This is a genomic window from Stenotrophomonas sp. YJH_SMC_79, assembly GCF_059367995.1.
In genome coordinates this window covers 34,163-60,032 of record NZ_JCAFRK010000006.1, presented here as the reverse complement: position 1 = coordinate 60,032, position 25,870 = coordinate 34,163, and the positions used below count along the sequence as shown (strand labels likewise).

Annotated in this window: 19 protein-coding genes and 1 other RNA gene; 11 read left to right on the top strand and 9 right to left on the bottom strand. The window is 67.4% G+C overall.

Annotated elements, in window-relative coordinates; all coding sequences use genetic code 11:
- The first annotated feature begins 9 nt into the window (after positions 1 to 9).
- Positions 10 to 507 carry a fimbrial protein gene (locus tag AC5P57_RS19750; RefSeq protein ID WP_262234541.1) on the top strand — a complete coding sequence of 166 codons (498 nt, stop codon included), beginning with the start codon at positions 10 to 12 and terminating at the stop codon, positions 505 to 507.
- 8 nt (positions 508 to 515) lie between these two features.
- Here the strand turns inward: AC5P57_RS19750 and AC5P57_RS19745 are convergent, their stop codons facing one another.
- From AC5P57_RS19745 to AC5P57_RS19735, 3 genes are all read right to left on the bottom strand, one after another.
- On the bottom strand, positions 516 to 3,434 hold the full coding sequence (locus AC5P57_RS19745) for a hybrid sensor histidine kinase/response regulator (protein WP_262234542.1): 2,919 nt from the start codon (positions 3,432 to 3,434) through the stop codon (positions 516 to 518).
- A gap of 143 nt (positions 3,435 to 3,577) precedes the next feature.
- On the bottom strand, positions 3,578 to 3,988 hold the full coding sequence (locus AC5P57_RS19740) for a hypothetical protein (RefSeq protein WP_262234543.1): 411 nt from the start codon (positions 3,986 to 3,988) through the stop codon (positions 3,578 to 3,580).
- Between the two features lie 451 nt (positions 3,989 to 4,439).
- Positions 4,440 to 6,839, bottom strand: a complete 2,400-nt coding sequence (locus AC5P57_RS19735; protein WP_262234544.1) for an autotransporter family protein — start codon at positions 6,837 to 6,839, stop codon at positions 4,440 to 4,442.
- A 769-nt stretch (positions 6,840 to 7,608) separates the two neighbouring features.
- On the opposite strand from AC5P57_RS19735, the gene AC5P57_RS19730 reads away from it, so the two are divergent.
- Positions 7,609 to 10,557 (top strand): autotransporter family protein, encoded by a 2,949-nt coding sequence (locus AC5P57_RS19730; protein WP_262234545.1) that lies wholly within the window; start codon positions 7,609 to 7,611, stop codon positions 10,555 to 10,557.
- 150 nt (positions 10,558 to 10,707) lie between these two features.
- On the opposite strand, the gene AC5P57_RS19725 is transcribed toward AC5P57_RS19730, so the two are convergent.
- The 4 genes from AC5P57_RS19725 to AC5P57_RS19710 form a co-directional block, all read right to left on the bottom strand.
- Positions 10,708 to 12,093, bottom strand: a complete 1,386-nt coding sequence (locus AC5P57_RS19725) for an FAD-binding oxidoreductase (RefSeq protein WP_262234546.1) — start codon at positions 12,091 to 12,093, stop codon at positions 10,708 to 10,710.
- Positions 12,090 to 12,734, bottom strand: a complete 645-nt coding sequence (locus AC5P57_RS19720) for a metal-dependent hydrolase (RefSeq protein ID WP_099553588.1) — start codon at positions 12,732 to 12,734, stop codon at positions 12,090 to 12,092. Before AC5P57_RS19720 ends, AC5P57_RS19725 begins: the two co-directional genes overlap by 4 nt.
- Positions 12,735 to 12,844: 110 nt before the next feature.
- The gene (locus tag AC5P57_RS19715) at positions 12,845 to 13,213 is read right to left on the bottom strand and encodes a YraN family protein (protein ID WP_185959181.1); all 369 of its coding nucleotides are present in this window, start codon (positions 13,211 to 13,213) and stop codon (positions 12,845 to 12,847) included.
- Entirely contained in the window at positions 13,203 to 14,924 is a 1,722-nt protein-coding gene (locus AC5P57_RS19710; RefSeq protein ID WP_099553593.1) for a penicillin-binding protein activator, read from the bottom strand. The genes AC5P57_RS19715 and AC5P57_RS19710 overlap by 11 nt, the downstream gene beginning before the upstream one ends.
- An 81-nt stretch (positions 14,925 to 15,005) precedes the next feature.
- Between AC5P57_RS19710 and rsmI the strand changes: the two genes are divergently transcribed.
- Positions 15,006 to 15,824: a 16S rRNA (cytidine(1402)-2'-O)-methyltransferase gene (rsmI, locus tag AC5P57_RS19705; protein WP_099553595.1), complete on the top strand. Its 819-nt coding sequence runs from the start codon at positions 15,006 to 15,008 to the stop codon at positions 15,822 to 15,824.
- Positions 15,825 to 15,995: 171 nt separating this feature from the next.
- Positions 15,996 to 16,347: RNase P RNA component class A (gene rnpB / locus AC5P57_RS19700), an RNA gene on the top strand.
- 123 nt (positions 16,348 to 16,470) lie between these two features.
- Here the strand turns inward: rnpB and AC5P57_RS19695 are convergent.
- Together AC5P57_RS19695 and AC5P57_RS19690 are read right to left on the bottom strand one after the other, a co-directional pair.
- The gene (locus AC5P57_RS19695) at positions 16,471 to 16,950 is read right to left on the bottom strand and encodes a DM13 domain-containing protein (RefSeq protein ID WP_142807246.1); all 480 of its coding nucleotides are present in this window, start codon (positions 16,948 to 16,950) and stop codon (positions 16,471 to 16,473) included.
- A gap of 306 nt (positions 16,951 to 17,256) precedes the next feature.
- On the bottom strand, positions 17,257 to 18,045 hold the full coding sequence (locus AC5P57_RS19690; RefSeq protein ID WP_262234617.1) for an NRDE family protein: 789 nt from the start codon (positions 18,043 to 18,045) through the stop codon (positions 17,257 to 17,259).
- Positions 18,046 to 18,368: 323 nt separating this feature from the next.
- Between AC5P57_RS19690 and mraZ the strand changes: the two genes are divergently transcribed.
- Genes mraZ through mraY form a run of 7 tightly spaced genes read left to right on the top strand, consistent with a single transcriptional unit; the run spans position 18,369 to position 25,870 of the window.
- Positions 18,369 to 18,815: a division/cell wall cluster transcriptional repressor MraZ gene (gene mraZ / locus AC5P57_RS19685; protein WP_004143635.1), complete on the top strand. Its 447-nt coding sequence runs from the start codon at positions 18,369 to 18,371 to the stop codon at positions 18,813 to 18,815.
- A gap of 14 nt (positions 18,816 to 18,829) precedes the next feature.
- Entirely contained in the window at positions 18,830 to 19,798 is a 969-nt protein-coding gene (rsmH, locus tag AC5P57_RS19680; protein WP_262234547.1) for a 16S rRNA (cytosine(1402)-N(4))-methyltransferase RsmH, read from the top strand.
- Positions 19,795 to 20,058 carry a cell division protein FtsL gene (ftsL, locus tag AC5P57_RS19675; protein ID WP_005412242.1) on the top strand — a complete coding sequence of 88 codons (264 nt, stop codon included), beginning with the start codon at positions 19,795 to 19,797 and terminating at the stop codon, positions 20,056 to 20,058. Before rsmH ends, ftsL begins: the two co-directional genes overlap by 4 nt.
- Positions 20,055 to 21,899: a peptidoglycan D,D-transpeptidase FtsI family protein gene (locus tag AC5P57_RS19670; protein WP_262234548.1), complete on the top strand. Its 1,845-nt coding sequence runs from the start codon at positions 20,055 to 20,057 to the stop codon at positions 21,897 to 21,899. The genes ftsL and AC5P57_RS19670 overlap by 4 nt, the downstream gene beginning before the upstream one ends.
- Complete coding sequence (locus AC5P57_RS19665) at positions 21,896 to 23,404, top strand: UDP-N-acetylmuramoyl-L-alanyl-D-glutamate--2,6-diaminopimelate ligase (protein ID WP_099553600.1); 1,509 nt, start codon at positions 21,896 to 21,898, stop codon at positions 23,402 to 23,404. Before AC5P57_RS19670 ends, AC5P57_RS19665 begins: the two co-directional genes overlap by 4 nt.
- Positions 23,401 to 24,795: a UDP-N-acetylmuramoyl-tripeptide--D-alanyl-D-alanine ligase gene (locus AC5P57_RS19660; protein ID WP_099553602.1), complete on the top strand. Its 1,395-nt coding sequence runs from the start codon at positions 23,401 to 23,403 to the stop codon at positions 24,793 to 24,795. Before AC5P57_RS19665 ends, AC5P57_RS19660 begins: the two co-directional genes overlap by 4 nt.
- Positions 24,785 to 25,870: a phospho-N-acetylmuramoyl-pentapeptide-transferase gene (gene mraY, locus AC5P57_RS19655; protein WP_010481929.1), complete on the top strand. Its 1,086-nt coding sequence runs from the start codon at positions 24,785 to 24,787 to the stop codon at positions 25,868 to 25,870. The genes AC5P57_RS19660 and mraY overlap by 11 nt, the downstream gene beginning before the upstream one ends.

Sequence of the window (25,870 nt, the reverse complement as noted above, 5' to 3'; positions counted from 1 at the left end):
GGAGCCCGAATGAAACACGCCCTGCTTGCACTGTTGCTGCTGACCCCCGCTGCGGCCTTTGCCGATACCGCCACCCTGACCATCAGCGGGCGGGTGCTGCCCGGCACCTGCACGCTGGCCGCGCCGGCCATCACCCTGGACCCGGTGAAGGCGGATGAGATGACCGCGGCCACGCCCAGCAAGCTGAAGACCGGCGCGCTCAACTTCACCGGTTGCGTGGGTGTTTCGCGCGCACGCCTGTCGTTCGACGGTACGGCTGCCGACGGTGATGCGCAGCGCTGGAAGAATACCGCCACCGCCACACCCGCCACCGGGGTATCCATCGCGCTTTTGTCCGGTACCAGCGGCAACACCTATCTGAAGAAAGGTGATGCCGATATCCCCGTGGCCGTCACCGGTGCAACTGCCAGCTTCGCGCTGCGTGCGGGCTATTACATCACCACCACCAGCGGGATCAATGCCGGCAACATTTCGACCGAGATCGTGGTCACCGCCGCCTACGACTGAGGCCAGTGTCAGCGCAGGGCCTCAATCGCGTCCACGCTGGCCGTGGTCAGTGCGATGGCCTCGGCAACGCATGCCATTGCCGCCGCATCGGCGGTACCGCAGGTGCGTAGTGCCTGCTCGGCCTGCTGGCAACGCTGCGCGGCCTGCGCCTGCCCCAGGAAGACCAGTGCGCCGCTGAAGCTGTGCAGCAGATCGATCATCGCCGTGCCATCGCCCGCTTCCAGCGCCCGGCGCAGTGCAGCCAGATCCGTGCGTGCCGTTTTCAGGAACGCTGCGCGCATCTGCGCCTGTACTGCCTCGCTCATCAGCGGTGCAGCTGCCGCCGCCGTGGCCGGATCCGGTTCAAGGGAATGCAGCACGCGCTGCAGTGCGCCCAGGTCCAGCGGCTTCAACAGCAGCTGGGTCATGCCGGCCGCCCGTACCCGCTCTGCGTCGTTGGGCAACGCACTGGCGGTCAGTGCCACGATGGGCACGCGGGCGTTGTCCGCGCGCAGCCTGCGAGCAAGCGCATGGCCATCCATGCGCGGCATGTTCAGGTCGGTCAGGACGATGTCGAATCGGCCCTGGCACCAGCGCTCCCACGCCTCATTGCCGTCTGCGGCGGTGGTCACCTGCCAGCCCAGCGCCTGCAGCTGCGCCAGCGTCACATCGCGGCTGATCACGCTGTCATCCACCAGCAGAGCATGGCCGCCCGGCGGTGGCCTGCTTGCAGCAGTATCCCCACCGGGCACATCCGCATCCACGACAGTGGCACGTTCTACAGGAACGTCCACGTGGAAGCGGCTGCCCGCCCCAGGTGTGCTGTGCACGCCCACCGTGCCACCCATCAGTTCGGCAAAGCGCCGGCACAGCGCCAGGCCCAGCCCGCTGCCTCCCTGTTCGCGGCCGGCATGGGCCTGCACGAAGGGTGAGAACAGCGTGGCCTGGTCTTCGGCAGCGATGCCAGGCCCGGTGTCGCAGACCTCGAAGTACAGGTGTTCGGTTCCTTCGGGTCGAACACGGGCATCCACGCGGATCGTGATCGTTCCCGCAGTGGTGAACTTCACTGCGTTGCCGACGAAGTTGTGCAGAATCTGCGCGAGCCGGCGTGCGTCGGCTGTATAGGCCGGTGCCATCGCATCGCCTGCCTGTACCACCAGCTGCAGGCCTTTGTCGGCGGCCTGCGGCCCGAACAGCGTGGCGGTCTGCTGCAGCAGCGCGCGTGGATCAAACGCCACCGGCTGCAGCTGCATCAGGCCGGCCTCCATGCGCGACAGGTCCAGGGTATCGTCCACCAGCCCCTGCAGCACCCCGGCGGCGCTGCGCGCGCGTGCCGTGTGCGTCTGTGCCGACGCCGACATGGGCTGCCGTGCCAGCAGTTCCAGATGGCCCAGCACGCCGCTCAGGGGCGTGCGGATTTCATGGCTGATCATCGCCACGAAGGCGCTCTTGGCCTGGTCGGCCGCTTCTGCCGCATGGCGGGCGTCCAGCAGCCGTTGCCGGGTTTCTTCCTGTGCGGTCACATCGGTCACCGCGCACACCCAGATCGCTCGCCGCTGGTAGCGCGAAGGAGCCACGATGGCGCGCAGGAAGCGCGGCGGGGTGGTGCCATCGGCGGCGGCAACCGCGAAGGGTTGGCCGGGCTCTGGCGCGCCCACATCCTGCACCAGCCGCTGCACCACGGATGCCAGACCGGGCGCCGTGCCACCGGCCAGCTGTTCCAGTGCCTGGTTGTGCAGGATCAGCTGCCCGCTCTGCTGGTCCAGCAGGCACAGGCCCACCGGCGAGGTTTCGATCAGGGTGCGGCTCAACGCCTCGCTTTCATGCACGCGTGCGGCCTGTTCCAGCGCCGGCCGCAACACGCGCCGGTCCACCCGCAGCAGCACCACCCACAGCGCGCCCAGCAGCACCGCCAGCATCAGCACGCCCGCCAGCAGGTAGGCCCGTTGCGTGGCCCAGACATCGGCCCAGTGGTAGGGCCGTACCAGCACCCAGTCCACACCGCGCAGCGGCGCTGATACCTCGAAGCGGTGGTTGCCGTTCAACGGTTGGGGGGCCGGTGGTGCCTCTGTGGCCGTGGCATGCAGTACTTCGCGGCCCTGCCGGTCCACCACCTGCCATGTCCCGGCAGCCGCCTCGGTCAGCCGTTCGTGCAGGGCATCCAGCGGCTCGAACGTGAGGCGGTGGGCAAAGGGCGTGCCTTCGCTGCGCAGGCGCATCTGGGTCACCAGCGCGTCCTGTCCGGTAAATGGACTGCGCCCGTAGTACACACGCAGGTGCCCGCTGGGCAGAGCGATGTCGGTCCCTGTTCCCGCGCCCTGCCAGCCTTCATCGGCGGTACGGCGCAGTGCGGCCAGGGCCTGTTCGCGGGTCTGCATGCCCATGGCGCGCAGCAGCTGGGTTTCGTCCTGCAGCCCGGCCACCGCGAACAGCTGCCCTTCCGGTTCGTAGGTGTAGGAGATAAGCGAGGTGGGCGAATCCTGCGCCGCTACCGTGGCGGCCATGTAGGCCGAATAGGTTTCCACCATGCCCAGGAAAGCAGCCTGGGTCTGCGGGGCAAGGCGGGGCTGCGGTGGCGACACCGCCAGCCAGGGAACCGACAGCGCGCCGGGCGCCAGCACCTGTACCTGGCCCCGCTGGGCCGCCAGGCGTTCGGCAAGGGGCATGCCACGGGCCGCCAGCAGCGGCTGCTGCGTGGCCCACAGGGTGGCGTTGGTGTTCAGGCTGGCGACGTAGGCGCGTCGGCGTTCGCCGATGTAGCGGTCCATGGTCTGCAGCCCACGGCGCAGGGCGTCACGTTCTTCCTGGTGCACGGTTTCCAGCCGCAGCCACAGGGCCGCAGCGCCGGCAGCCAGCAGCAGCACGGTCAGCACTGCGCCGCCGCCAAACAGGACCCGTCGTTGCAGGTGCCGCAGGGTGGCAAGCACGGAGTCGGTGGGTGACGCCATGGCACAACCCTGCAGATCGGGGCCCGCACACAGAGTGCCGGGCACGACACGCCCGTGCAAGCGCAGGCCTGGCCTGCTGGCCGTGGCCACGCCGGCGCTGCGGTTCGCGGCGGGGCAGGCCGGGTGCGCGCAGCGCCTGGCCTTCAAGCGGCAGGCAGCTGCACACCCACGTATTCGGCCAGCCCACGGCAGGCCAGCAGCAGCCCTTCGTGGGCATCGTCGCCCAGCTGCTGGTCGTCGCTGCCGTCCACGCGCACGCGTTCGCTGGCGTGCAGCAGCTCCAGCAGGAAGGTCAGTCCCGCGTTGGCGCGATCGATGCGGGCCAAGGCCATCTGCTGGCCCTGCGGACGCGCTGTGTCCGGCCACGGTTGTCCATCGGCGGCTTCCACGTGGCGGATCTGCCGCAGGCAGCCCAGCAGGGTGATCCCAGCAGGTGCTTGCGCCGGCTGCGTGGCGCTCAGTGTGGTTTCCAGGGCGCGGGCGATCTCATCGGGCAGCTGGTGGGCGGCCTCGCCCAGGGTGGCGAACAGATAGGGGTAGTGCGACGCGGTCATGGCGGCATCCTCGTGCATGGTGCAAGGGCCACCGCCGCGCGGGCGCGAGGGTGGCGGACGATGCATGGTTGCAATACCGGGGACAACCGTAGTGGCCGGCGGGCGCAAGGCCCCCACGCACCGCCCGCCAAAGACGCACGGACGGATTGCCAGCCGACGCCGCGCAACAAGGAAAGCGCGACGCCGGCTGACAAGCGTAAACAACACGGTAGTCCTACGGGATTGCAAGCCCGTGCCACCCGTTGTCGGTGGCGACCCATGATTTGCATGGAGCGCTGGTGAATCCAATCAGAAGAGTTTCAAAACGCGAAACACTGAATTTCTCAATCACATGCATCGCGTGATGCGGCATGCACAACGCCGGGCCAAAAGCGTCACCTTTCGCGTCGAGCCCTGCTCGACTACGCGCAGCCGAGCACGGGCCCAGCCCCGCAGGTTCCCGCGCGTCACCTCACCAGGTGTAGGCAACGCTCACATTGGCCGTTGCTTCGCGGTAGCCATGGTCGCCGCGCATCACGCCCAGTCCGCCCCAGGCACTCAGCCCCGAACGGAAGTTGACCCGCGCACCGGCATTCAGCTCATAGCGGTTGCGCGGCACGCTGGCCTTCAGCGCTTCTTCGTCGAAGGCCATGCCGTCACTGGCGCCATCGCGGTACCAGTTGGCCACCACGTACGGGCTGACCGACGCACCGGCGGCGCTGCGGCCTTCGCCCTGCAGACGCAGGCCCACGCGACCGGACAGTCCACTGTCGCCCAGGCTGCGCACCACGGTGCCGGTGGCCTCGGTGTGGCGATCGGTGCTGGCGTCGGTATGGATCAGCTGCAGTTCCGGCTGCAGGCTGAGCGCGGTGCTGCCGATCTGGCCGATGCCGAAGCGGTAACCCGCTTCCAGCGAGGATTGCCAGATGTCCGAATCGTAGCGTTCCTCGGCCAGACCTTCGCCCTGCACGCGGTTGCGGAACTGCCCGCGCTGCACGCTGGCATCCACGTACAGTGCATCGCTGCTCCAGCTGCCGTACACGCCCAGCGCGCCGCCTTTCACCTTGCCCTTGGCGCTGTAACCGGTCAGCAGCGAACGCGATGTAGCACTGGATTGCGCCACGGTGCCCATCACACCCACGCGGCCGTGGCCTTCATCGAACACGCCCAGATCCGCACCCAGCTGCAGGCGCGAGCGGTCCACGCGCAGGTCCAGCTGGTCTTCCACGGCCGACAGCTTGCTCTGGGTGCCATCCACGCGTGCCCAGCCGCGCACGCCATCGTCGGCACGGCTGCCGCCCTGGCGTTCGCGCCAGCCGTCGCGCAGCAACTGGTCCAGGGCGAACTGGTTGGCCAGGTAGGCGCCGGTTTCAGGGCGCAGTACTGGAATGGGGGTGATCGGATCCACCGGGTCCACCGGATCGACAATCGGCCGGCACTGCGGTAGGGTCGGGTCGGCCAGGCACGGGTCCGGCGCGGTGGCCAGCTGCGAACGCAGGTGCCAGCCACCGTCGGTCGCATCCTTGAACAGGAAGTACTCGTACTGCCCGCCTACGGCACGGCCCTGCAGATCGAACTGCGCGTTGGACGCGCCGCCGATGCGGATCAGTTCGATGCCCTTGCTGGTCTGCGCACCGGCGCCGCCCGCGTTGGTCACGCGCACGTTGGCCTGGCCATTGGCATCGCCGGTGATGATCAGCTTGTCGGTGGCCGAGCTGTCATCGCCCAGCTGGGTGTTGAAGCCCAGCGTGCCGCCGTTGCCGGTGAAGCTGTCCACGCTGAGCGTATTGAAGGTGCTGCCATCACCCAGGGCCACAGTGCCGGTGGCGCCCAGGGTGAGCTGGCCGACGTTGCTGTCGCCAGTCATCAGCCAGGCGCTGTCGCCATCGATGCTGGCCGTGGTGACGTTGAAGAAGCGGCCGTCGATCTGCGCCTTGTTGCGCAGGATCAGGTCCAGCCTGCCGTTGGTGACGGTGGTGGGGTCGAAGGTGACGTTGCCGATGAGGCGGGAATCGTCCACGGTGAAACGCACGTCGGTGCGGTCAGTTGAGACAGAGTTGAGGAAGTACTCGACCAGCAGCAGGTTGCCATCGCCGCCGAGCAGCTGCGATCCATTGGCTACGGTGATGTCGTAGCTGTTGTCATACAGTGGCATCACGCGAATCGCTGCACCGCGGCCGGACTGCAACGTGGAGTTGTCGATGTTCAGCCGTACTGGGCCCACGTTGCCACGCTCACCCCACAGCATGGCGCCCACATTGGCGGCGACGATGCGTGAGCCGTTGATGATGTCCATCTCGCCGCGACTCACGCGCACGCCCAGTCCGCTGAGGTGGTCGCGTGTGAAGTCGGGGGCATCGTCCACCTGGATGAAGGTCGAGTCGATGCGGGCACTGGATGGGTCCTGCGCGCCGGCACTTCCAGGCGAAATATCGACACCCCATGATGCCGTCGCCGAGGGGAGCATGGATGCTTGCGTCACGAGTACCGTGCTTCCGGTCAGGTCCAGTCGACTGCCGCCCGCGATACTGATCCTGCCTTGGATCAGGCTGTCAGTGGCGCGCAGTGAGGAGAAACTGCCCAGCCTGATCGCGTTCCCGGCAGAGGAGCCAGCGTAAGTGACCTGCGCATTGTTGAGGGTCGCGGTCGAGCCATATGCATCGATCTGGTGGGTCTCGCCGCCGTTGACGGTCAACACCGAATCATTCTGCAGATTCCAGGCTTCCACGGGATCGCCAGCAATCACTTCGGCGGTCTGGTTATCGAGATCACCGGCCCAGGCAAGGGGGGCAAGGCCGGTGCTGGCAAGCACCGCGGCGAGGCTGCAGGCGAGCGGGTTGAGCGAAAAGGCGGAACGCGGATGACGGTTCATGGTGCGACCTCAGGCTGGGAAAGCGGGTGGACACTTCTAAGCCCGATTCAGGCAGGTGGCGTACAAGCGCGGTGTCCAGTTCGACGTCAAGTGTCGTGTTCGACCTGCTCGCTTCCCATGCAATTAGTTGCAAAGCGGGCTTGTTGGAGTCACGTTCATGGGCAACTGTTCAGCCCCGCGGCATGGGCGCTCCGTGAGCGATCTGCAATGCGTTCGATGGTGCGGCACGGCCTTGTTCGCAAACATGTGTGGCGTCCATCTGGAGCCACACGACATCGAAGCGACTGAACCCGAATGTATGGCGGGGTGAAACGGGTCAGTTGCAACTCTCCCATGAGGATAGGTTTGCCCTCCTGCGTGTGGAGCAGAACGGCACGGGGGGGGGAGCGTTCCGACTCAGGTGGATTGAACCGGCGCATGGCCTGGATGGCGGCAATGTTGGGGCAGGCGGCACCTTTGATTTCCAGCATTCTGGTCGTCACGGCGCTTGCCATTGTGCATCTGGATGTACGGCCTGCACACCTCGGGAAGTGACATCAGGCTTCGACATCGCTAGAGAATGAACGTATTTCCCCCGGGGCCGCGAGAAAGCAGGTTCGGCGCAGCAATCTGCGTGGCATGGGCGAGTGATGACACAATCAAGAAGCTTGTTAACGAGAATAAACGTCGTGTAAACAGCGGATTGTCTTATCAGACGTTGCAATTAATTGCATGGCTGGTGTTGAACGCGACATTCACCATGCCGGTCTCAATAAATGGACACTGGCACATGCGATACCGTCAAATTCGACACACGGCGCTGCCCCTCGCACTGACGGCCGCCCTCACCGTTGGCATTCCCTTCAGTGCGCACGCACAGCAGATCATCGCTGATGGAGACGCACAAACGCCGTCAGCGGGTGAATACAGCACAACCGGAAGGGGCAATCATGCCTTCCATGCGTTCAATGGCGGCAGCATCGTGCCGCTGGGTGTGGTCAAGGTGAGCGCCAGCGATGGTGCATCCGCAGTCCGGGCCGAAGGTGCTGGCAGCCGTATCGAGCTGACTGGTTCGGCCCTGGTCACCACCGGTCTTGCTGCCACCACGGCATTGGCGACGACGGGCGGCGAACTGCGTCTGGCGGCTACCGATGTAATCAACAAGGGCACCGGCATAGGCGTTGAGGCACACACCGGCAGCCAGGCCACGCTGCAGGATGTGAACATCCGCATGGAAGGTGCGTCATCGGTCGGCCTCGGCGGTGGAGGTGACATCGCGATGACCGGTGGCTCGATCTTGGCGATGGGGCGGGGCAACCGGGCGGTGGCGGCCACCGGGGCGAACATGATCCTGACCGGCGTTGCAATTGAAGGCGAGTCGGGCATCTGGCTGGGCGATGGCAACGAGCTTGAGCTTGCGGGAAGCAGCGTGAAGGCCAGCGGCAACGCGCTTAACATCAGTGGTCGCGGCAATGCAGTGACTGTGGCGGACTCCAGCTTCCACAGCAATGGCAATTCGACGGGTACCGTCATGATGGTCTCCGATTCGACGCTGACCATGGCACGCAGTGCTGTCATCAGCGAGGGTGATCGGGCTGCCGGTATCGATGTGCGAAGAGGTGTGGTGGATCTGGACACTTTGAAAGTGACCACGTCCGGAGAGAGGAGTTACGGGTTGTACGCTAACTTCGCCGCCTCCGGCGCTGATCCGGCCATCAACGCGACTGCGACCAAAGTTCATACTTCTGGTGCAGGTGCGATAGGCGCCATCGCCCACCAGGGTGGCGGCATCCACCTTGATGACAGCATCATCCTTACCGAAGGCCGGGAGGCACATGGTGTGCTGATCGGCGGCATTGGCGAAATGACGTTGACCGGTTCGCACATTCGCACCGAGGGCGAAGGGTCATGGGCTGCAGTGATCAACGATCGCGGTCGCCTGACCATCGACGGTGGCTCGCTGATCGGCACGCAGCACGGCGGTGTGTGGGTGCGCAGCACGCGTGATCCGGGCCTGACGCTGGGCAATGGTGCAGTGGTATCCGGTGGCAACGGCATTGCGCTGGCGCTGGATGCGGCCGTGGCAGGTCGCTTCGATGTGGCGCTGGAAGGCGGTGCGCAGCTGCTGGGCGACATAGTGACCACCCCGGAGGATGTCGATGCTGGGTTGATGCCGCAATCGCAGGTGCATGTGCGCCTGGCCGACGCCTCGCTGTGGCAGGGCGCTTCGGATCGAGTGCAGACCGTGGCGCTGGACGACGGCAGCCAATGGACGCTGACCGGTGATGCCACCGTGGGCGAACTGCAGGTGCGCGACAGCGCGCTGGTGCTGTCCGATGGCAGCGGACGCTTCAACACGCTCACCGTGGACGGTGATCTGCACACCGAGGGTGCCACGTTCCTGTTCAACGGTGCGCTGGGTGATGACAGCTCGGCCATGGATCGGCTGCACGTGCGCGGCGATGCCTCGGGCGATGCGCAGATTGCAGTGCGCAACATCGGGGGCGTGGGCGCGGAGACGGTCGATGGCATCCGCCTGATCGAGGTGGACGGCGCATCGCTGGCCAGCTACACGCTGGCCAGGCGTGCGGTCGGTGGCGCCCATGAATACTTCCTGTTCCAAGGCGGGCTGGCCAATCCAGGTGATGGTGCCTGGTATCTGCGTTCGCAGTGGTTCGATCACTGCGCGGAAGATCCGTTTGCCGCCGGCTGCTCGGGTGGCCCGGGCCCGGGCCCCGACCCGGGTGATGGCGGCGGCGAGGGAGAGGGTGGCGGCGAGGGAGAGGGTGGCGGCACGGTTGATCCGATCCGGCCGCCGCCGATGTTGCGCCCGGAAGCCGGTGCGTACCTGGCCAACCAGCGGGCGGCGGTAACCATGTTCGACCACGGCCTGCACGAACGTGTGGGCGCGGTATCGATGCAGGAAGGGCGCACTGCATGGGCGCGTGTGGGCCGCAGTGCAGCCGATTTCACCGCCGTGGGCGGGCAGCTGTCGGTGGACGGCAGCACCTCGGTACTGCAGATCGGCAGCGATCTGCTGCGGCGGGGCAATGCAGCGTTCGGGGTGATGCTGGGCAGTGGGCGTGCCGACAATCGCGTTGCATCGGATCTGACCGGCTACACGGCCAATGGCCGCGTACGTGGTACAGCGGTGGGTGCATATGCCACCTGGATGCAGGATGCGGAAGGAACGCATGGCGCGTACATGGATGCCAGCCTGCAGCATGCCCGCTTCGACAACCGCGTGCAGGGCATCGGCCTGGAGCGCGAAACCTATGACTCACGCACGATCCGCACGTCGCTGGAAGGTGGCTATACCTTCACTGTTTGGCAGGGGGCGATGGGCCAGCTGTATCTGCAGCCGCAGGCGCGGGTGTCCTACACCGATTACCGCGCCGATCGCCATGTGGAACAGAACGGCACCGTGGTCGACCGTGCCGATGCCGGTGGCCTGAACGGTCGCGTGGGCGTGCGTGTATTCGGCCATGGCACGGCGGCGGGCAATCGCATGCAGCCCTACCTGGGTGTGAACTGGCTGCGCGGCAGCGGCACCCACACGGTGCAGTTCAACAGAAACACGGTGGCCGCTGATGTGCCGCGCAACCGCTATGAAATGCAGGCCGGTGCCGAGCTGCAGCTTGGCCAGCGCTGGGGCGCGTGGGGTGGCATGACCGTGCAGCGTGGTGACCACGGCTACCGCAACGTGGGCGGCCAGCTGGGTGTGCGCATGGCCTGGTAAACGTGACGGCACGGGCTTCCGCAGAGCCGAGCCTATGCTCGGCTCACCGCGCGAAGCTCGGTGCACCGTGATCTGAATGGAGAGCAGCCGAGCGTGGGCTCGGCTCTACAGGTGCACGTTTTGGTAGCGCCGGGCCATGCCCGGCGGGCATCACACCGGCGGCAACACCTTGCCAGGGTTGAGGATGCCATCCGGATCCAGCGCGGCCTTGATCGCGCGCATGGTGGCCAGCGTGGCCGGGGTGAAGGCGCGGGCCATGAAATCGCGCTTGGCCAGGCCGATGCCATGTTCACCGGACAGCGTGCCGCCCAGCGCCAGGGTCAGTTCGAAGATCTTCGGCAGCGCGGCATGCGCACGTGCGTTCTCGTCGGCGTCATCCGGGTGGTAGAGGATGTTGACGTGCAGGTTGCCGTTGCCGGCATGGCCGAAGGTGACGATGGTGAGCGTGTAGTCGCGGGCCAGTGCCTGCACGCCGGCCACCAGATCGGGAATGCGCGACACCGGTACAACTACATCCTCATTGATCTTGCCCGGGGCCACGCTGCGCAGTGCAGGTGAGAGCGCCTTGCGTGCGGCCCACAGCTGGTCACGTGCGCGGCCTTCCATCGCCACATCCAGTTCGATCATGCCGTCGCCTTCAGCGGCGGTGGCCAGTGCCTGCAGCAGGTAGGGCAGGGTGTCGTGGTCACCATCGGCTTCGACCAGCAGCATGGCGCCGGCCTGCGGCACTTCGGCACCATTGAGCCGCAGCAGTTCCAGGCTGCGTGCATCCATGAATTCCAGGCGCGTGGGCACCACCGGCTGCGACATCAGGCGCGATACCGCCGCAGCGGCCGCATCGGCATCGCGGTACAGCACGCGCAGCCCGGCCTGGCTGACCGGCAGCGGGGTCAGCTTCAACGTGGCTTCCACGATCAACGCCAGCGTGCCTTCGCTGCCCACCAGCAGGTGGGTCAGGTCGTAGCCGGTGGCGTCCTTGGTGTAGGCGCCGCCGCAGCGGATCACCTCGCCGGTGCCGGTGACCGCCACCAGGCCCAGCACGTTGTCGCGGCTGGTGCCGTACTTCACCGCGCGCGGGCCGCCAGCGTTGCAGGCCAGGTTGCCGCCGATGCTGCAGGCTTCGGCGCTGGACGGGTCCGGCGCCCAGAACAGGCCGTGTGGAGCCAGCGCCTGCTGCAGGGCGCCGTTCAACACGCCGGGCTGCACCACGGCGCAGCGGTCGCCGGCACGGATCTCCACGATGCGGTCCATGCGGGTGAACGACAGCACGATGCTGCCCGGCAACGGCACGGCCGCGCCGGTGGTACCGGTGCCTGCGCCGCGTGCAACCAGCGCTACGTGGTGTGCACGGCAGGCGCGGACCAGTGCCTGCACCTGTTCGATATCGGCGGGCAACGCAACAGCGGCGGGGCGTTGGTGGCGCCATGAGTTGTCCTGCGCGTTCGCCTCCAGCGCGCCGTCATCCATGCGCCAGCCCTCCGCGCCCAGCAGGGCGGACAGTTCGGCAACCAGGGCAGCGGGCAGGGCAGTACTCATGACGGATCTCGTGGGGCAACGGGAGCGGGTTGGATCAGTTTCCAGGCGACAACGGCGCCGGCCAGCGGCAGCCAGACCCAGCGCAGTTCGGACAACAGCGTGGCGAGGCCACGTGCGCTGAAGAACTGCGCGGCAAACGGTGAAACGCGGATCGGTCGCCACGGCGCGAAGAAGCGTTGTTCGCTCCACGGCCAGGCGAGGGCAACGCCGAGGCCGCCGGAGGTCATCGCATCCAGCAGCGGGTGGCTGGCCGCGCAGATGAAGACGAATACAGCGGCTTGCACGGTAGATGCCACCGTTGGCCGCGCCCTGGTGGGTGCCAACCTTGGTTGGCACGAAACCGCCGACCAAGGTCGGCGACTACCGGAGCTGTGTGGTGCCGACCAAGGTCGGCGACCAGCAAAGAACGCCAACACCGCCGCCATCGCCGCCAGCACGCAGGCAAACAGCAGCGAATGGCTGGCCCCACGATGGCCGAACGCATCGGCATAGGGAATGTGCAGGGCGAACGCCAGCACATCGGCATCGGGAAGCATGGCGGCGATCACGCCGGCAACCAGCAGGCGCGGCGGGATGCGGCCGCGATCCGCCGCGCACCACAGCGCCAGCGGTACGGCGGCATGGGTGATGATCGACGGCATCAGTCACGCACCGTGGTCGTGCCGGCCAGGCCGCGCTCTGGTAGGTGCCAACCTTGGTTGGCACAGAAGCGCCGACCAAGGTCGGCCTCTACCAGAGCGGACGGTATCCATCAGCAATCATCCAGCCGGAACGCATCACGCAGCCACCGCAGCTGCGGCGGCTCGCCCGTGGCGTCAACCACGTCAAAACGGCAGGGTGCATCGGCCAGAGCGGGATTGTCCTGCAGGTACAACTGTGCGGCATGCGCCAAGCGCCGGCGTTTGCGTGCATCCACCGAAGCGGCGCCACCGCCGAAGTCAGAACGTGCGCGATAGCGCACTTCCACGAACACCACGGTGCCAGCGTCATCCATCACCAGGTCCAGTTCGCCGCCACGGTAGCGCACGTTGCGCGCGCGTGGCTGCAGGCCGGCCTGTTGCAGATGCTGCTCGGCGGCGACTTCCACCGCCGAGCCACGTTGGCTGCGCTCAGCGACCACCGACGATCGGCATCGGCCGGCCGCCATTGAAGGTGGACCATGCCGGCTGGCGCAGGATGTTGCCGTTGCTGTCCAGGAACAGGGTGCCGGTAGCGCCGTCCAGGCCGCCTTCATTCGACAGCTTGTCCAGGTAGGCGGTGATCTTCCAGGCATCGGCGCCGAAGGCGAACAGGCGACCGGCCGCACCGCGGGCGCTGGGCAGCGCGCTGGCAACCTGGCTGGCCGACGGCAGGCCGGACACGCTGCGCACGTTCCAGGCTTCGTTCGGGTAGACGATGCCATCCAGCGCCACGTCTTCTTCCATCTTGCCGCTGCCGACAGTCAGCTGCGAGGTGCCGACGCGGGTCGCGCCACCGGCACCGGCCAGCGCCAGCTGCGGCGCCAGCAGGCGCGCCTGCGGCGCGCGCACGGCCAGGAACACGGCATCGACCTGGCCGGCATTGCGCACCTGTGCGCCAACGTCGCCCACCGCATCGCTGACGCCGATCGAGGCCACCACCTGGCCACCACGCTGGGCAAAGCGCTGGGCGAAGGCGGCGGCAGCACGGCGGCCGGTGTCGTCGGCGCTGTTGATCACCAGCGCCTTGCCACGCTCGCGGCCACGCAGGTATTCGGCGGCGACGATGCCGTCGTCTTCCGGCGCCAGCGAGAAACCGGCGCTGCCGGCCGGCGGTGCATCCTTGCCGCGGTTCAGGGCCAGCACCGGCACCTGCAGCTGCTGGCGGCCATACACTGCGTCCACTTCGTCGCGGCCCAGCGGGCCGACCACGAAGTCGGCACCGGAGGCAACGGCCTTGTCGTAGGCGGCCAGGGCGCCGGCCGGGGTGCCGGCGGTGTCGAAGAAGTTGATGTCCGGGCGGCGGCGGCTTTCACCGTAGTAGGCACTCAGCAGGCCATCGCGCACCGGCTGTGCGGCGGTGGCCAGGCGGCCGCTGAGCGGCAGCAGCACGGCCAGCTTGGCCGGCGGCCGGTAACCGTCGCTCATCGCCGGCGGGCGCTTGCTGGTATCGAACTGGGCGGCGCCATCGCGGTCGAACGGACGCGGCAACGGCAGGCCGCGTGCGATCAGCGCACGGCCAGCGAAGTTGTACAGCGGGTCGTTGGCCGGCAGGGCGGCGGCACGGCTGCGCAGGGTGGCGTCGTCGAGGGTACCGAGCAGGCCGGAGATGGCGGCCTGGTTCTCGCTGCGCGCACTGCCGGTCAGGCTGGCATGGGCGCGGGCGCGCTCGGTGGCGGCGCCGAACGCGTCGCCGGTGCCCTGCAGCGCGTTGGCGCGGGCCACGTACCAGCGCGTGCGCAGCGCGGGGAAGACGTTGTCGCCATGTTCCTTCAGCAGGGCCAGGGCCTGCGCCGGCTGCTTGTCGGCCAGTGCCAGCTCGGCGCCGGTCAGCTGGTAGCGCTGCAGGCTGGGGCCGGACAGCTGGCGGGCGGTGAGCTGGCCGAGCAGGCTGCGCGCGCGGGCACTGTCGCCGGCCAGGTGCCAAGCCCAGGCCGCGTCGGCCAGCGCATTGCTGCGGGCACCACCGCGCAGGGTGGCGGCCAGGCCTTCCAGTTGCAGCGCGGCATCGCGCGGCTTGCCCTGTTCGATCAGCGCCAGCGCCTGGCTCTGCGCCGGCGATTCGGGCGCGCTGGTCAGGCTGGTGGTGGCACAGCCGGCCAGCAGCATCAGCGACAACGACAGGGCGGAGATCCGTGCGGCGGGCTTGTTCATGATCGGGTCCATGCGATGAGGGCAGCGGCCTTGGCCGGGTACACGCTACGATTCTACCCTTGCCCCGTGAGTACCGCTGAAATGAGTGTCCCAACCCTGTACGTCGTCGCCACCCCGATCGGCAACCTGGCCGATCTGAGCCCGCGCGCGCAGGAGGTGCTGCGGTCGGTGGCGGCCATCTGTGCCGAGGACACCCGCCGCAGCGGTCAGCTGTTGTCGCATTTCGGCATCCAGCAACCGCTGGTGGCCCTGCATGAACACAACGAAGAGGCCTTGGCGCAGCGCCTGGTGTCGCGCCTGCAGGCTGGCGAATCGCTGGCGCTGGTCAGCGATGCCGGCACCCCGCTGGTCAGTGACCCCGGTTTCCGCCTGGTGCGTGCCGCGCGCGCGGCCGGCATCAAGGTCAGCCCGATTCCTGGCGCCTGTGCCGCCATCGCCGCGTTGAGCGTGGCCGGCCTGCCCAGTGACCGCTTCAGCTTCGAGGGTTTCCTGCCGGCCAAGGCCAGCGGCCGCCGCGACCGTCTGCAGGCGCTGGCCGGTGAAGTACGCACGATGGTGTTCTATGAATCCTCGCATCGCATCGCCGAGTCGCTGGCGGACATGGCGGCGATCTTCGGCGGCGAGCGCCCGGCAGTACTGGCGCGCGAACTGACCAAGCTGTTCGAGACCGTGCTCGATGGCGACCTGGCCGGCCTGCTGGCCAAGGTGGAAGCCGACGAGAACCAGCGCAAGGGCGAGTTTGTGGTGATGGTGCAGGGCGCCGGCGACGATGAGCAAGCGCAGCTGGCGCATGGCCGCCGTGTGTATGCCAAGCTGAGCGAACACCTGCCGCCGTCGACCGCGGCCAAGCTGGCGGCCGAGCTGACCGGCGCACCGCGCAAGGCGTTGTACGGCAGTTGATGGATCGTGCGGACCAAGGTCCGCACCCACCAAAGCGGCGGAATCGGTAGATCCACGCCATGCGTGGATGGGTTAGACCTCCAGTAGATCCACGCCCTGCGTGGATGGATGAACCGGACGCCGCGATCAGCACGGCAGGACGGGCGTGCGTAGGCTAGAATGTGCGCTGGCGGAGCCGGCCAGACAGTCGCGTCATCCCTTCGGGGGTGCCGAGGAAAGTCCGGGCTCCATAGGGCAAGGTGCCAGGTAACGCCTGGGCGGCGCAAGCCGACGGAAAGTGCAACAGAAAGATACCGCCTACGTCTTCTTCGGAAGGCCGGTAAGGGTGAAATGGTGCGGTAAGAGCGCACCGCGAGTCTGGCAACAGACCGGCACGGCAAACCCCACCTGGAGCAAGACCAAATAGGGATCCTTTGGCGCGGCCCGCGTTGGATCCGGGTAGGTTGCTTGAGCGTTGCGGTGACGTAACGCCTAGAGGAATGACTGTCCACGACAGAACCCGGCTTATCGGCCGGCTCCGCCTCCTTCTTCCATATGCATGAACCGCGCATCGGTAGTGCCGGCCGCTGGCCGGCAACCTCCTCACCAGCAGACGCATCGTGCTGTTGCCGGCCAGCGGCCGGCACTACCGGGATGATGTCCGGCCTCAGCCCGGCGTGCGGTACTGCCCGGCGGAAATGAACTGCTCGAAGCGTTCGCACCACACCACGACGGTGCTGTAGTCGTCCACGTTGACGCTTTCAGGCACGTCCACCAGGAAACGGTTGAAGGTCTTCACCTCGCCGATGCGCTGGGCCTGCGCCTTGATCTTCAGGAAATCGGCCTTGTTGTCGACGAAGTCGCGGACCAGGTAGACCTTGTAGTCCGGCCCCGGTCCCATCTTTCCGTCGAACGCGACCTGGCGTGCGCTGACGCTGACCTTGCCGTCGGCCCAGTGCACCGCGTCGCTGCCTTTGAGGTCACGGCGGAAGGTGGTGTGGTAGGTGGCGTCGTTCATCGCGGCCTGCACCTGCGTGATCGGCGGGTCATCGGGGGCGATCAGGATCGGCAGCAGATAGATGCCCAGGCCGAAGCCCAGGCCGAGGGTGAGCAGGTGGGTGGCGAGCAGGATGAGGGTGCGGCGCATGGGGCCTCCATGTAGATGTGGATCGCGCGGCCTGGTGCCGGGCACGACCACTTTGGGAGGTTGGGGGCGGCATTTATAGACACAGTGCCAGACGCAAAAAGGGCACAGTGGGGTGGCCGCAGCAGCGCAGGCCCTGTGGTGCGGGCGGAAAGGCGCTGCGTCGGGAAGCTGAATGACGCCGTTGGCAGTCCTGGAGCGGGTAGTGCCGGCCGCTGCGTGGCTTGCCCGAAGATCCGGAAGTTGCCGGCCAGCGGCCGGCACTACCCCGCTGGAAAGGGATTCCGGGCAGCGGCCAGCATGACCGGGTCAGAAAATGACGTGGCTCTGTCCGTTGGCTGCGCCCTGCGGGCCAAAGCGGCGCTCGTGGATTTCGCCGTGGCCATCGGCGTCGATCAACAGCACGGTGCTGGCGCGGGTGCCGTAGTCGTCGCCGCGGATGAAGGCCGGGCTCAGCCAGCGCTCGCGTTCCAGGCCGATGCCGGTGTCGGGCAGGTCGCTATCGGCGGGGCGATGTTCGTCGGCGAGGGCGTTCCAGAGCGGGGTCAGGTCTGGGGTCAGATCCCTTTCGCTTTGCGAAAGGGATCTGACCCCATCTTCCTGCAGCCAGGTTTCAAGGGCAGCCATCAGCCGCCGGGTCTTCGGCCACGGCGCGTCCAGTGCGCCGTTGGACATGCCATGCACGCCGGGGCCCAGGCTCTGCCGCTCGGCGGGGTGGTTGCCCAGGAACTCCAGGCTGTGGCCGTCGGCCAGCAGCAGGTTGAAGGGCGCATACGCGCCCGCCACGGTCGCCAGCCGGTCGATATGCACGGCGGCCGGGTCGCGGCCGCGCAGGAAGTCGGCCACCAGCGCCCCCCGGGACGGGCCGGTCTGTGCGGCCAGCGGATCGCGGACATTGGTGACCACGGCCATGCGGCCGCCGGTACCGACACCGGCCCAGCCACCGCCGGAGCGCAGGTCGCGTCCCCCGATGACGGAGGTCTCATCTTGCCAGGGGGCCAGCGCCGCCGTCGGGCGGGCGTGGAACTCATCACGGTTGCCGGTCATCACCAGCCGCCAGCGCGGGTGGTGCATCCAGCCAAGAGCGAGCAGGCACATGGCCTCATTGTGCATGGTTTGCGCAGTCCGGCGGTGTTTCCGGCCGGTTCCGGATGAATGCGCGGGCGATGTTTCACGCCCTGTCTACAGCCCTGAACTTCCGTTCAATCTCAAAAATTGAGACGGATCAGCAACTTGTGGATAAGCCTTGAACAATTCTCTAAAGGTTGTTGCAAGCCATTGATGCGGCTGGCGATTTCCCCGCTGAAAAGTTGTTGACAACCCTTCGGCCGCTGCTAAGGTGGGCATCAGAGGGAAATCCGGGTGTTTTGTGGGTTTTCGTGGTTCAATGTTTCACCGGGCGAAGGATAGGTGCACGCGTCGTGTTCCAGGGCGAGACGGCCATCACAGTTGACGATAAAGGGCGCATGGCGGTTCCCACCGCTTACCGCGACCTCGTCGCGCGCGCCAGCAACAACCGTCTCGTATTGACCTACAACCCGTTCGAAGCCGGCTGCCTGTGGCTGTATGCAGAGTCGGAATGGGAGCGGGTCCGCGACGACGTCATGTCCAAGCCCAACACCCAGCGCGTCGTGCGCCTGTTGCAGCAGAAGCTGGTCGGCTCGGCCGCCCATCTGGAACTGGACGGCAACGGTCGCATCAGCATCCCCGCCAGCCACCGCGGTGCGGTGGGCATTGAAAAGAAGGCGGTATTGCTCGGTATGGGCGACAAGTTCGAATTGTGGAGCGAGCAGGCGCATCGGGCCCTGATCCAGCAGACGTTGTCTGACGAGGATCTGGGTGATGGGTTGCTCGACCTGAAGTTGTGAGCCGGGGTGCCCGGATGCGCCCAGAAGCGCAGGCCGGTCACCTTCCGGTGTCGCAGTCGCCGGCGGTGCACCTGCCGGTCCTGTACACCCAGGTCATTGAAGGCCTGAGGGTGATCGAAAACGGACGTTATCTGGATGGCACGTTCGGTCGTGGCGGTCATGCACGTGGCGTGCTCACCCAGCTCGGTCCCGAGGGGCGCCTGCTGGTCATGGACAAGGATCCGGAAGCCATCGCCGTTGCCGAGCGCGATTTCGCGCCGGACCCGCGCGTGTCCATCTTCCGTGGCAGCTTCGCCCAGCTGCTGCAGTGGGATGCGACGGCTGAAGGCCTGGACGGCGTGCTGTTCGACCTGGGCGTGTCTTCGCCGCAGCTGGACGTGGCCGAGCGGGGTTTCAGCTTCGGCAAGGACGGCCCGCTGGACATGCGCATGGACCCGGACAGCGGTGAAAGCGCCGCGCAGTGGATCAACCGCGCCGAAGACCGCGAGATCGCCGATGTGCTGTGGACCTATGGCGAAGAGCGCCAGAGCCGCCGCATCGCCCGTGCCATCGTGGCCCGCCGCGAGAAGCAGCCGTTCACCCGCACCGCCGAACTGGCCGAGCTGATCGCCTCGGTGATGCCGCGTGGAAAGGACAAGATCCACCCGGCCACGCGCAGCTTCCAGGCCATCCGCATCCACATCAACCGCGAGCTGGCCGATCTGGAAGCCGGGCTCGACGCGGCGGTAGAGCGGCTCAAGCCCGGTGGCCGGCTGGCGGTGATCAGCTTCCATTCGCTGGAAGACCGCATCGTCAAGCAGTACATGAACCGCCTGGCCAAGGCGCCGCCGGCCAACCGCCGCCTGCCCGAGGCGGTCGCGTTCGTGCCGACGCTGGACCTGATCGGTGGCGCCATCAAGGCCACCGACGAAGAGCTGGCGGCCAACCCGCGCGCCCGCAGCGCCGTGCTGCGCGTGGCCCAGAAGCGGGAGGCCGATGCATGAGCCGGCTGCTGCTGATCATCCTGTTGGCCTCCACCGTGGCCTCGGCGATCGGCGTCGTGTTCGTGCGTCACCGTCACCGGCAGACGTTCATCGAGCTGTCGCGCGCCGAGCGCAAGCGCGATGACATCAACCTCGAATTCGGCCGCCTGCAGCTCGAGCAGGCGACCCTGGCCGAAGCCAACCGTGTCGATCGCATCGCCCGCGAAAAGCTCGGCATGAAGTTCCCCGAGGCTGCCGACATCGTGGTGGTGCGGCCATGAGCAAGACCGGCCGCAACCGCCCGCGCAACGCCTTCAACCTGCGCCAGCGCCTGCGCTGGGTCGCGCTGGCGCTTGGCCTGTGCTCGGTGTCGCTGGTCGGTCGCGCCGCCTACGTGCAGATCATCAACAGCGATTTCTACCAGCGCCAGGGCGAGGCCCGTTACCTGCGCGAACTGCCGATCAAGACCTCGCGCGGCATGATCACCGACCGCAACGGCGAACCGCTGGCGGTGTCCACGCCGGTCGCCTCGATCTGGGTCAACCCGCAGGACCTGCTGCGTTCGCCCGAGCGCATCCCGGAGCTGGCCCAGGCGGTCGGCATGTCGGTGGACGAGCTGAGCAGCCGCCTGTCGCAGAAGTCGGACAAGGAATTCATGTACCTGCGTCGCCGGATCAATCCGGACGAGGCAGAGAAGGTGGTCGCGCTGAAGATTCCGGGCGTGGCCGCGCAGCGCGAGTTCCGCCGCTTCTACCCGCAGGGTGAGGCGATGGCGCACGTGCTGGGCTTCACCAACATCGACGACCGTGGCCAGGAAGGCCTGGAACTGGCGTTCGACGAATGGCTGCGCGGCAAGGCCGGTGCCAAGCGGGTGATCCGCAACCGCAAGGGCGAAACCGTCGAAAGCGATCTGCTGCGCGCCGCCGAACCGGGCAAGGACCTGACCCTCAGCATCGACCGCCGCATCCAGTACCTGGCGTTCAAGGAACTGCGCAACGCGCTGGTGGCCAACAAGGCGGCCGGCGGTTCGATGGTGATCATGGACGTGACCACCGGCGAGATCCTGGCCATGGTCAACCTGCCGACCTACAACCCGAATTCGCTGACCGGCGCGCTGCCCGATGCGCGCCGCAACCGTGCGGTGACCGATCTGGTCGAGCCGGGTTCGACGATGAAGCCGTTGACCATCGCTACCGCGCTGCAGGCCGGTGCGGTGACCAAGGACACCATCATCGACACCAACCCGGGCTACATGCAGGTGGCCCGCTTCACCATCCGCGACGTGCCGCGCAACAACGGCGTGTTGAACGTGACCGGTGTGATCACCCGCAGTTCCAACATCGGCGCGGCCAAGGTTGCGGCAAAGATGCCGGACCAGGTGTTCTACGATGGGGTGCGCCGCTTCGGCTACGGCTCGGTGCCGCATAGCGGCTTCCCGGGTGAATCCGGTGGCGTGGTGCGGCGCCCGGCCAACTGGGACGGCGCCACCAAGACCACCATGTCCTACGGCTACGGCCTGAACGTGACGCCGCTGCAGATCGCCACCGCCTACTCGGCGCTAGCCAATGGCGGCAAGCTGATCGCGCCGACCTTCGTCAAAGGCCAGCGCAACGAAGCGCATCAGATCATCGATGAGAGCGTCGCCAGGCAGGTGGTGGCGATGATGGAAACGGTGGTGACCCAGGGCGGCGCCAAGCAGGCAGCGGTGCTGGGTTACCGCGTGGCCGGCAAGACCGGTACCGCGCGCAAGACCGGCCCCGGCGGTTACGAGCGCGGCCATTACAACGCGCTGTTCGCCGGCGTAGTGCCGGCCACCAACCCGCGCTTCGCCACCGTCATCGTCATCAACGACCCGCAGGCCGGCAAGTTCTACGGCGGCCTGGTGTCGGCGCCGGTCTACCACAACGTGATGGAAGGCACCCTGCGCCTGATGGACGTGCCGCTGGACGACCTGCAGTCGTGGCTGGCCGCACAACAGTCCGGCAAGGTCGGCCACTCGGCCTCGATCCTGCCCGCGCCCCCGGCCGAGGCCGCGCTGCCGGCCGATGCCGCCGCTGAATTCGATGCTGCGCTGCCCAGCGCGCACGCCCAGACGCCGCCCGCTACGGGAGGCACGCAATGAGTCCTTCGATGTTGCTTTCGCAGTTGCTTCCGGACGTCGCTCTTGCAGGGCACGACCCCGTTCTGACCGGCCTGGTGCTGGACAGCCGCGCCGTGCGCCCCGGCAATGCCTTCGTCGCCATTGCCGGTTTCGGCGCGCATGGCCTGGGGTTTGTCGAGCAGGCCCGTGCGGCCGGCGCCGGCGTCATCCTGTTCGAACCGCCGGCACCTGCCGAGCTGCCGGCCCCGACCGATGCGATCGCCGTGCCGGGCCTGCGCGCGCGCATGGGTGCGATGGCCGACCAGTTCCATGGCGCACCGTCGCGGGCGATGGCGATGGTCGGTGTCACCGGTACCAACGGCAAGACCTCCACCGTGCAGCTGCTGGCCCAGGCCTGGCACCTGCTCGGAACGCCCAGTGGCAGTATCGGCACGTTGGGCGCCGGACTTTATGGTGCGGTTGAACCGACCGGTTTCACCACGCCGCTGGTGCTGCAGATGCATGCGCTGCTGGCGCAGCTGCGCGACGCCGGTGCGCGCGCGGTGGCGATGGAAGTCAGCTCGCACGCGCTGGACCAGGGCCGTGTGGATGCCGTGCACTACGACGTGGCGGTGTTCACCAATCTCACCCGCGACCATCTGGACTACCACGGTGACATGGCCAGCTACGGCGCGGCCAAGGCGCGGCTGTTCCATCGTCCGGGCCTGAAGTCCGCGGTGATCAATCTTGACGACGCCTTCGGCCGCCAGCTGTTCGCCGGCCTGCCGGCGGGCGTGCAGCCGATCGGCCTGAGCTCGCGCGGTGCCACCGATGCCAGTGTGCGCGCCGAAGCGCTGCAGCTGGACGGCCGTGGTATTGCGTTCGACCTGGTCATCGACGGCCAGCGCGCGGCGGTGCAGTCGCCGCTGCTGGGCCGCTTCAACGTGGACAACCTGCTGGCCGTGGCCGGCACCCTGCATGCGCAGGGCCAGCCGCTGCCGCGCATCGCCGAGGTGCTGTCGGCGCTGCAGCCGATCCGTGGCCGCATGAACCGCCTCGGTGGCGAAGACGGCCTGCCGACCGTGGTGGTCGACTACGCACACACCCCGGACGCGCTGGAACAGGCGCTGGACAGCCTGCACGGCCATCTGCAGGGCACGCTGTTCTGCGTGTTCGGCTGCGGTGGCGAACGTGATACCGGCAAGCGCCCGCAGATGGCCGCCATCGCCGAGCGTCTGGCCAACCAGGTCATCGTCACCGACGACAACCCGCGTGGCGAGGATGGCGATGTGATCGTGGCCGACATCCTGGCCGGCTTCACCGATGCCTCCGCCGTGACCGTGCAGCGCAGCCGCGCGCGTGCGATCGGCCTGGCGGTGAAGCGTGCCGCTGCCGGCGACATCATCCTGATCGCTGGCAAGGGCCACGAGCCGTACCAGGAAGTGAACGGCGTGCGCCATGACTTCGACGACACCGAAGTGGCTGCCGCTGCACTGGCAGCCAAGGCCGGTGTTCTAGCGGCCCAGGCTGGGGAGGGCGCCGCATGAAGCGCACCCTGCTTTCGCTGATCGCACACTGGGCCGGCGGCGAGATCCACGGCGATGACGTGGCCATCGATGCGGTCAGCAATGACACCCGCAGCCTCGGCCCGGGCAGCCTGTATGTGGCGCTGCGTGGCGAGCGTTTCGATGGCCATGATTTCGCCGCAGATGCGCTGGCGCGCGGTGCCAGTGCGCTGCTGGTCGAGCGCCTGCTGCCGATCGAACTGCCGCAGGTGCTGGTGGCTGACAGCGAACTGGCGCTGGCGAAGGTCGCCACCGGCATGCAGCGCGACCGCGGCACCGAGGTGTTTGCGATCACCGGCAGCAACGGCAAGACCAGCGTGAAGAGCCTGCTGCTGTCGATCCTGCAGCAGGTGGCACGGCACGCGCACAAGGTGGTCTACGCCAACCCGGGCAACCGCAACAACGAAATCGGCCTGCCGCTGGCGGTGATCGATGCGCCGGAAGATGCCGACTACGCCGTCTACGAGATGGGCGCCGGCAAGCCCGGTGACATTGCCTACCTGACCGATATCGCCCGCCCGCGCTATGCGCTGGTCAACAACATCGCCCCGGCACACCTGGAACGCATGGGTAGCCTGCTCGGCGTGGCAGTGACCAAGGGCGCGATCTATGCCGCGTTGCCGGCCGATGGCGTGGCGGTGATCAATGTCGACGATGCCTACGGCCGCTGGTTCGAACAGCATTTCGTCGGCACCCCGCCGCGTTGCCGCGTGCTGCGCTACGGCCTGGAACATACCGCCGACGTGACCGCGCGCGACATCCGCGCCGGCGCGCAGGGCACCCAGTTCACCCTGGTTTCGCCAGCCGGCGAAGCACGCGTGGTGCTCGGCCTGCCGGGTCGCCACAACGTCAGCAATGCGCTGGCCGCAGCCAGCCTGGCGCTGGCCGCGGGCGTCGACCTGGCGCTGATCGCTGCCGGCCTGGCCGAAGCGCAGCCGGTGCCGGGCCGCCAGATCGCCCATCAGCTGCGCAACGGCGCGGTGCTGGTGGATGACAGCTACAACGCCAATCCCGGCTCGCTGGCGGCGGCCATCGACGCCCTGGCCGCAGCGCCGGAAGAGGGCTGGCTGGTGCTGGGCGACATGCGCGAACTGGGCCCGGACGCCGAAGCGCTGCATGCGCAGGCCGGCATCCGCGCACGTGCTGCCGGCCTGAAGCGGCTGTATGCGCTGGGTCCGCTCAGTGCCGCCGCTGCGGCCGCCTTCGGCGAAGGCGGTCGCCATTTCGCTACCCATGGTGCGCTGTCACAGGCGCTGCAGGATGAGTTGCACGCTGGTGTGCGCTGCCTGGTCAAGGGTTCCCGTGGCAGTGCCATGGACCTGATCGTCAAAGCGCTGCTGGCGCAAGGAGAGGAATCCCCGCATGTTGTATGAACTGGCTCGATGGTTGCAGCAGTTGGAGAGCCTGTTCGGGCTGTTCAACTACCAGACGTTCCGCGCCATCCTTGCCGCGCTGACGGCCCTGTTCCTGTCGCTGTGGCTCGGCCCGGCGATGATCCGCAAGCTTGCCCAGTTCAAGGGCGGCCAGCCGATCCGCAAGGACGGCCCGCAGACCCATTTCTCCAAGGCCGGTACGCCGACCATGGGCGGTTCGCTGATCCTGCTCACCATCACCCTGTCGGTGCTGATGTGGGCCGACCTGCGCAACCGCTACGTGTGGCTGGTGCTGGCGGTGATGCTGTGCTTCGGCGCCATCGGCTGGTATGACGACTGGATCAAGATCGTCCGCCGCGACCCGAACGGCCTGAAGTCGCGCTGGAAGTACCTGCTGCAGTCGATCTTCGGCCTGGCCGCGGGCCTGTTCCTGTTCTACACGGCCGACGTGCCGGCCGCGCTGACCTTCTACATCCCGATGTTCAAGTCGATCGCGCTGCCGCTGGCCGGCATCGGTTTCGTGGCCATCGCCTACTTCTGGATCGTCGGCTTCTCCAACGCGGTGAACCTGACCGACGGCCTGGACGGCCTGGCGATCATGCCGACCGTGCTGGTGGCCTGCGCGCTGGGTGTGTTCGCTTACGCCTCGGGCAACGTGGTGTTCGCCAACTACCTGCAGATCCCGCAGATTCCGGGCGCCGGCGAGCTGGTCATCATCTGTGCGGCCATCGCCGGCGCGGGCCTCGGCTTCCTGTGGTTCAACACCTATCCGGCCATGGTGTTCATGGGCGACATCGGTGCGCTGGCGCTGGGCGCGGTGCTGGGCACGATCGCGGTGATCACCCGCCAGGAACTGGTGCTGGTGATCATGGGCGGCGTGTTCGTCATCGAAACGCTGTCGGTGATGATCCAGGTCGCCTCGTTCAAGCTGACCGGCAAGCGCGTGTTCCGCATGGCGCCGATCCACCACCATTTCGAACTGAAGGGCTGGCCCGAGCCGCGCGTGATCGTGCGCTTCTGGATCATCTCCGTCGTGCTCGTGCTGATCGGCCTGGCCACGTTGAAGGTGCGCTGA

Coding starts and splice junctions, on each gene's coding strand:
- AC5P57_RS19750 (WP_262234541.1), top strand. CDS start 10: ATGAAACACGCCCTGCTTGCACTGTTGCTGCTGACCCCCGCTGCGGCC.
- AC5P57_RS19745 (WP_262234542.1), bottom strand. CDS start 3,434: ATGGCGTCACCCACCGACTCCGTGCTTGCCACCCTGCGGCACCTGCAA.
- AC5P57_RS19740 (WP_262234543.1), bottom strand. CDS start 3,988: ATGACCGCGTCGCACTACCCCTATCTGTTCGCCACCCTGGGCGAGGCC.
- AC5P57_RS19735 (WP_262234544.1), bottom strand. CDS start 6,839: ATGAACCGTCATCCGCGTTCCGCCTTTTCGCTCAACCCGCTCGCCTGC.
- AC5P57_RS19730 (WP_262234545.1), top strand. CDS start 7,609: ATGCGATACCGTCAAATTCGACACACGGCGCTGCCCCTCGCACTGACG.
- AC5P57_RS19725 (WP_262234546.1), bottom strand. CDS start 12,093: ATGAGTACTGCCCTGCCCGCTGCCCTGGTTGCCGAACTGTCCGCCCTG.
- AC5P57_RS19720 (WP_099553588.1), bottom strand. CDS start 12,734: ATGCCGTCGATCATCACCCATGCCGCCGTACCGCTGGCGCTGTGGTGC.
- AC5P57_RS19710 (WP_099553593.1), bottom strand. CDS start 14,924: ATGAACAAGCCCGCCGCACGGATCTCCGCCCTGTCGTTGTCGCTGATG.
- rsmI (WP_099553595.1), top strand. CDS start 15,006: ATGAGTGTCCCAACCCTGTACGTCGTCGCCACCCCGATCGGCAACCTG.
- AC5P57_RS19695 (WP_142807246.1), bottom strand. CDS start 16,950: ATGCGCCGCACCCTCATCCTGCTCGCCACCCACCTGCTCACCCTCGGC.
- AC5P57_RS19690 (WP_262234617.1), bottom strand. CDS start 18,045: ATGTGCCTGCTCGCTCTTGGCTGGATGCACCACCCGCGCTGGCGGCTG.
- rsmH (WP_262234547.1), top strand. CDS start 18,830: ATGCGCCCAGAAGCGCAGGCCGGTCACCTTCCGGTGTCGCAGTCGCCG.
- ftsL (WP_005412242.1), top strand. CDS start 19,795: ATGAGCCGGCTGCTGCTGATCATCCTGTTGGCCTCCACCGTGGCCTCG.
- AC5P57_RS19670 (WP_262234548.1), top strand. CDS start 20,055: ATGAGCAAGACCGGCCGCAACCGCCCGCGCAACGCCTTCAACCTGCGC.
- AC5P57_RS19665 (WP_099553600.1), top strand. CDS start 21,896: ATGAGTCCTTCGATGTTGCTTTCGCAGTTGCTTCCGGACGTCGCTCTT.
- AC5P57_RS19660 (WP_099553602.1), top strand. CDS start 23,401: ATGAAGCGCACCCTGCTTTCGCTGATCGCACACTGGGCCGGCGGCGAG.
- mraY (WP_010481929.1), top strand. CDS start 24,785: ATGTTGTATGAACTGGCTCGATGGTTGCAGCAGTTGGAGAGCCTGTTC.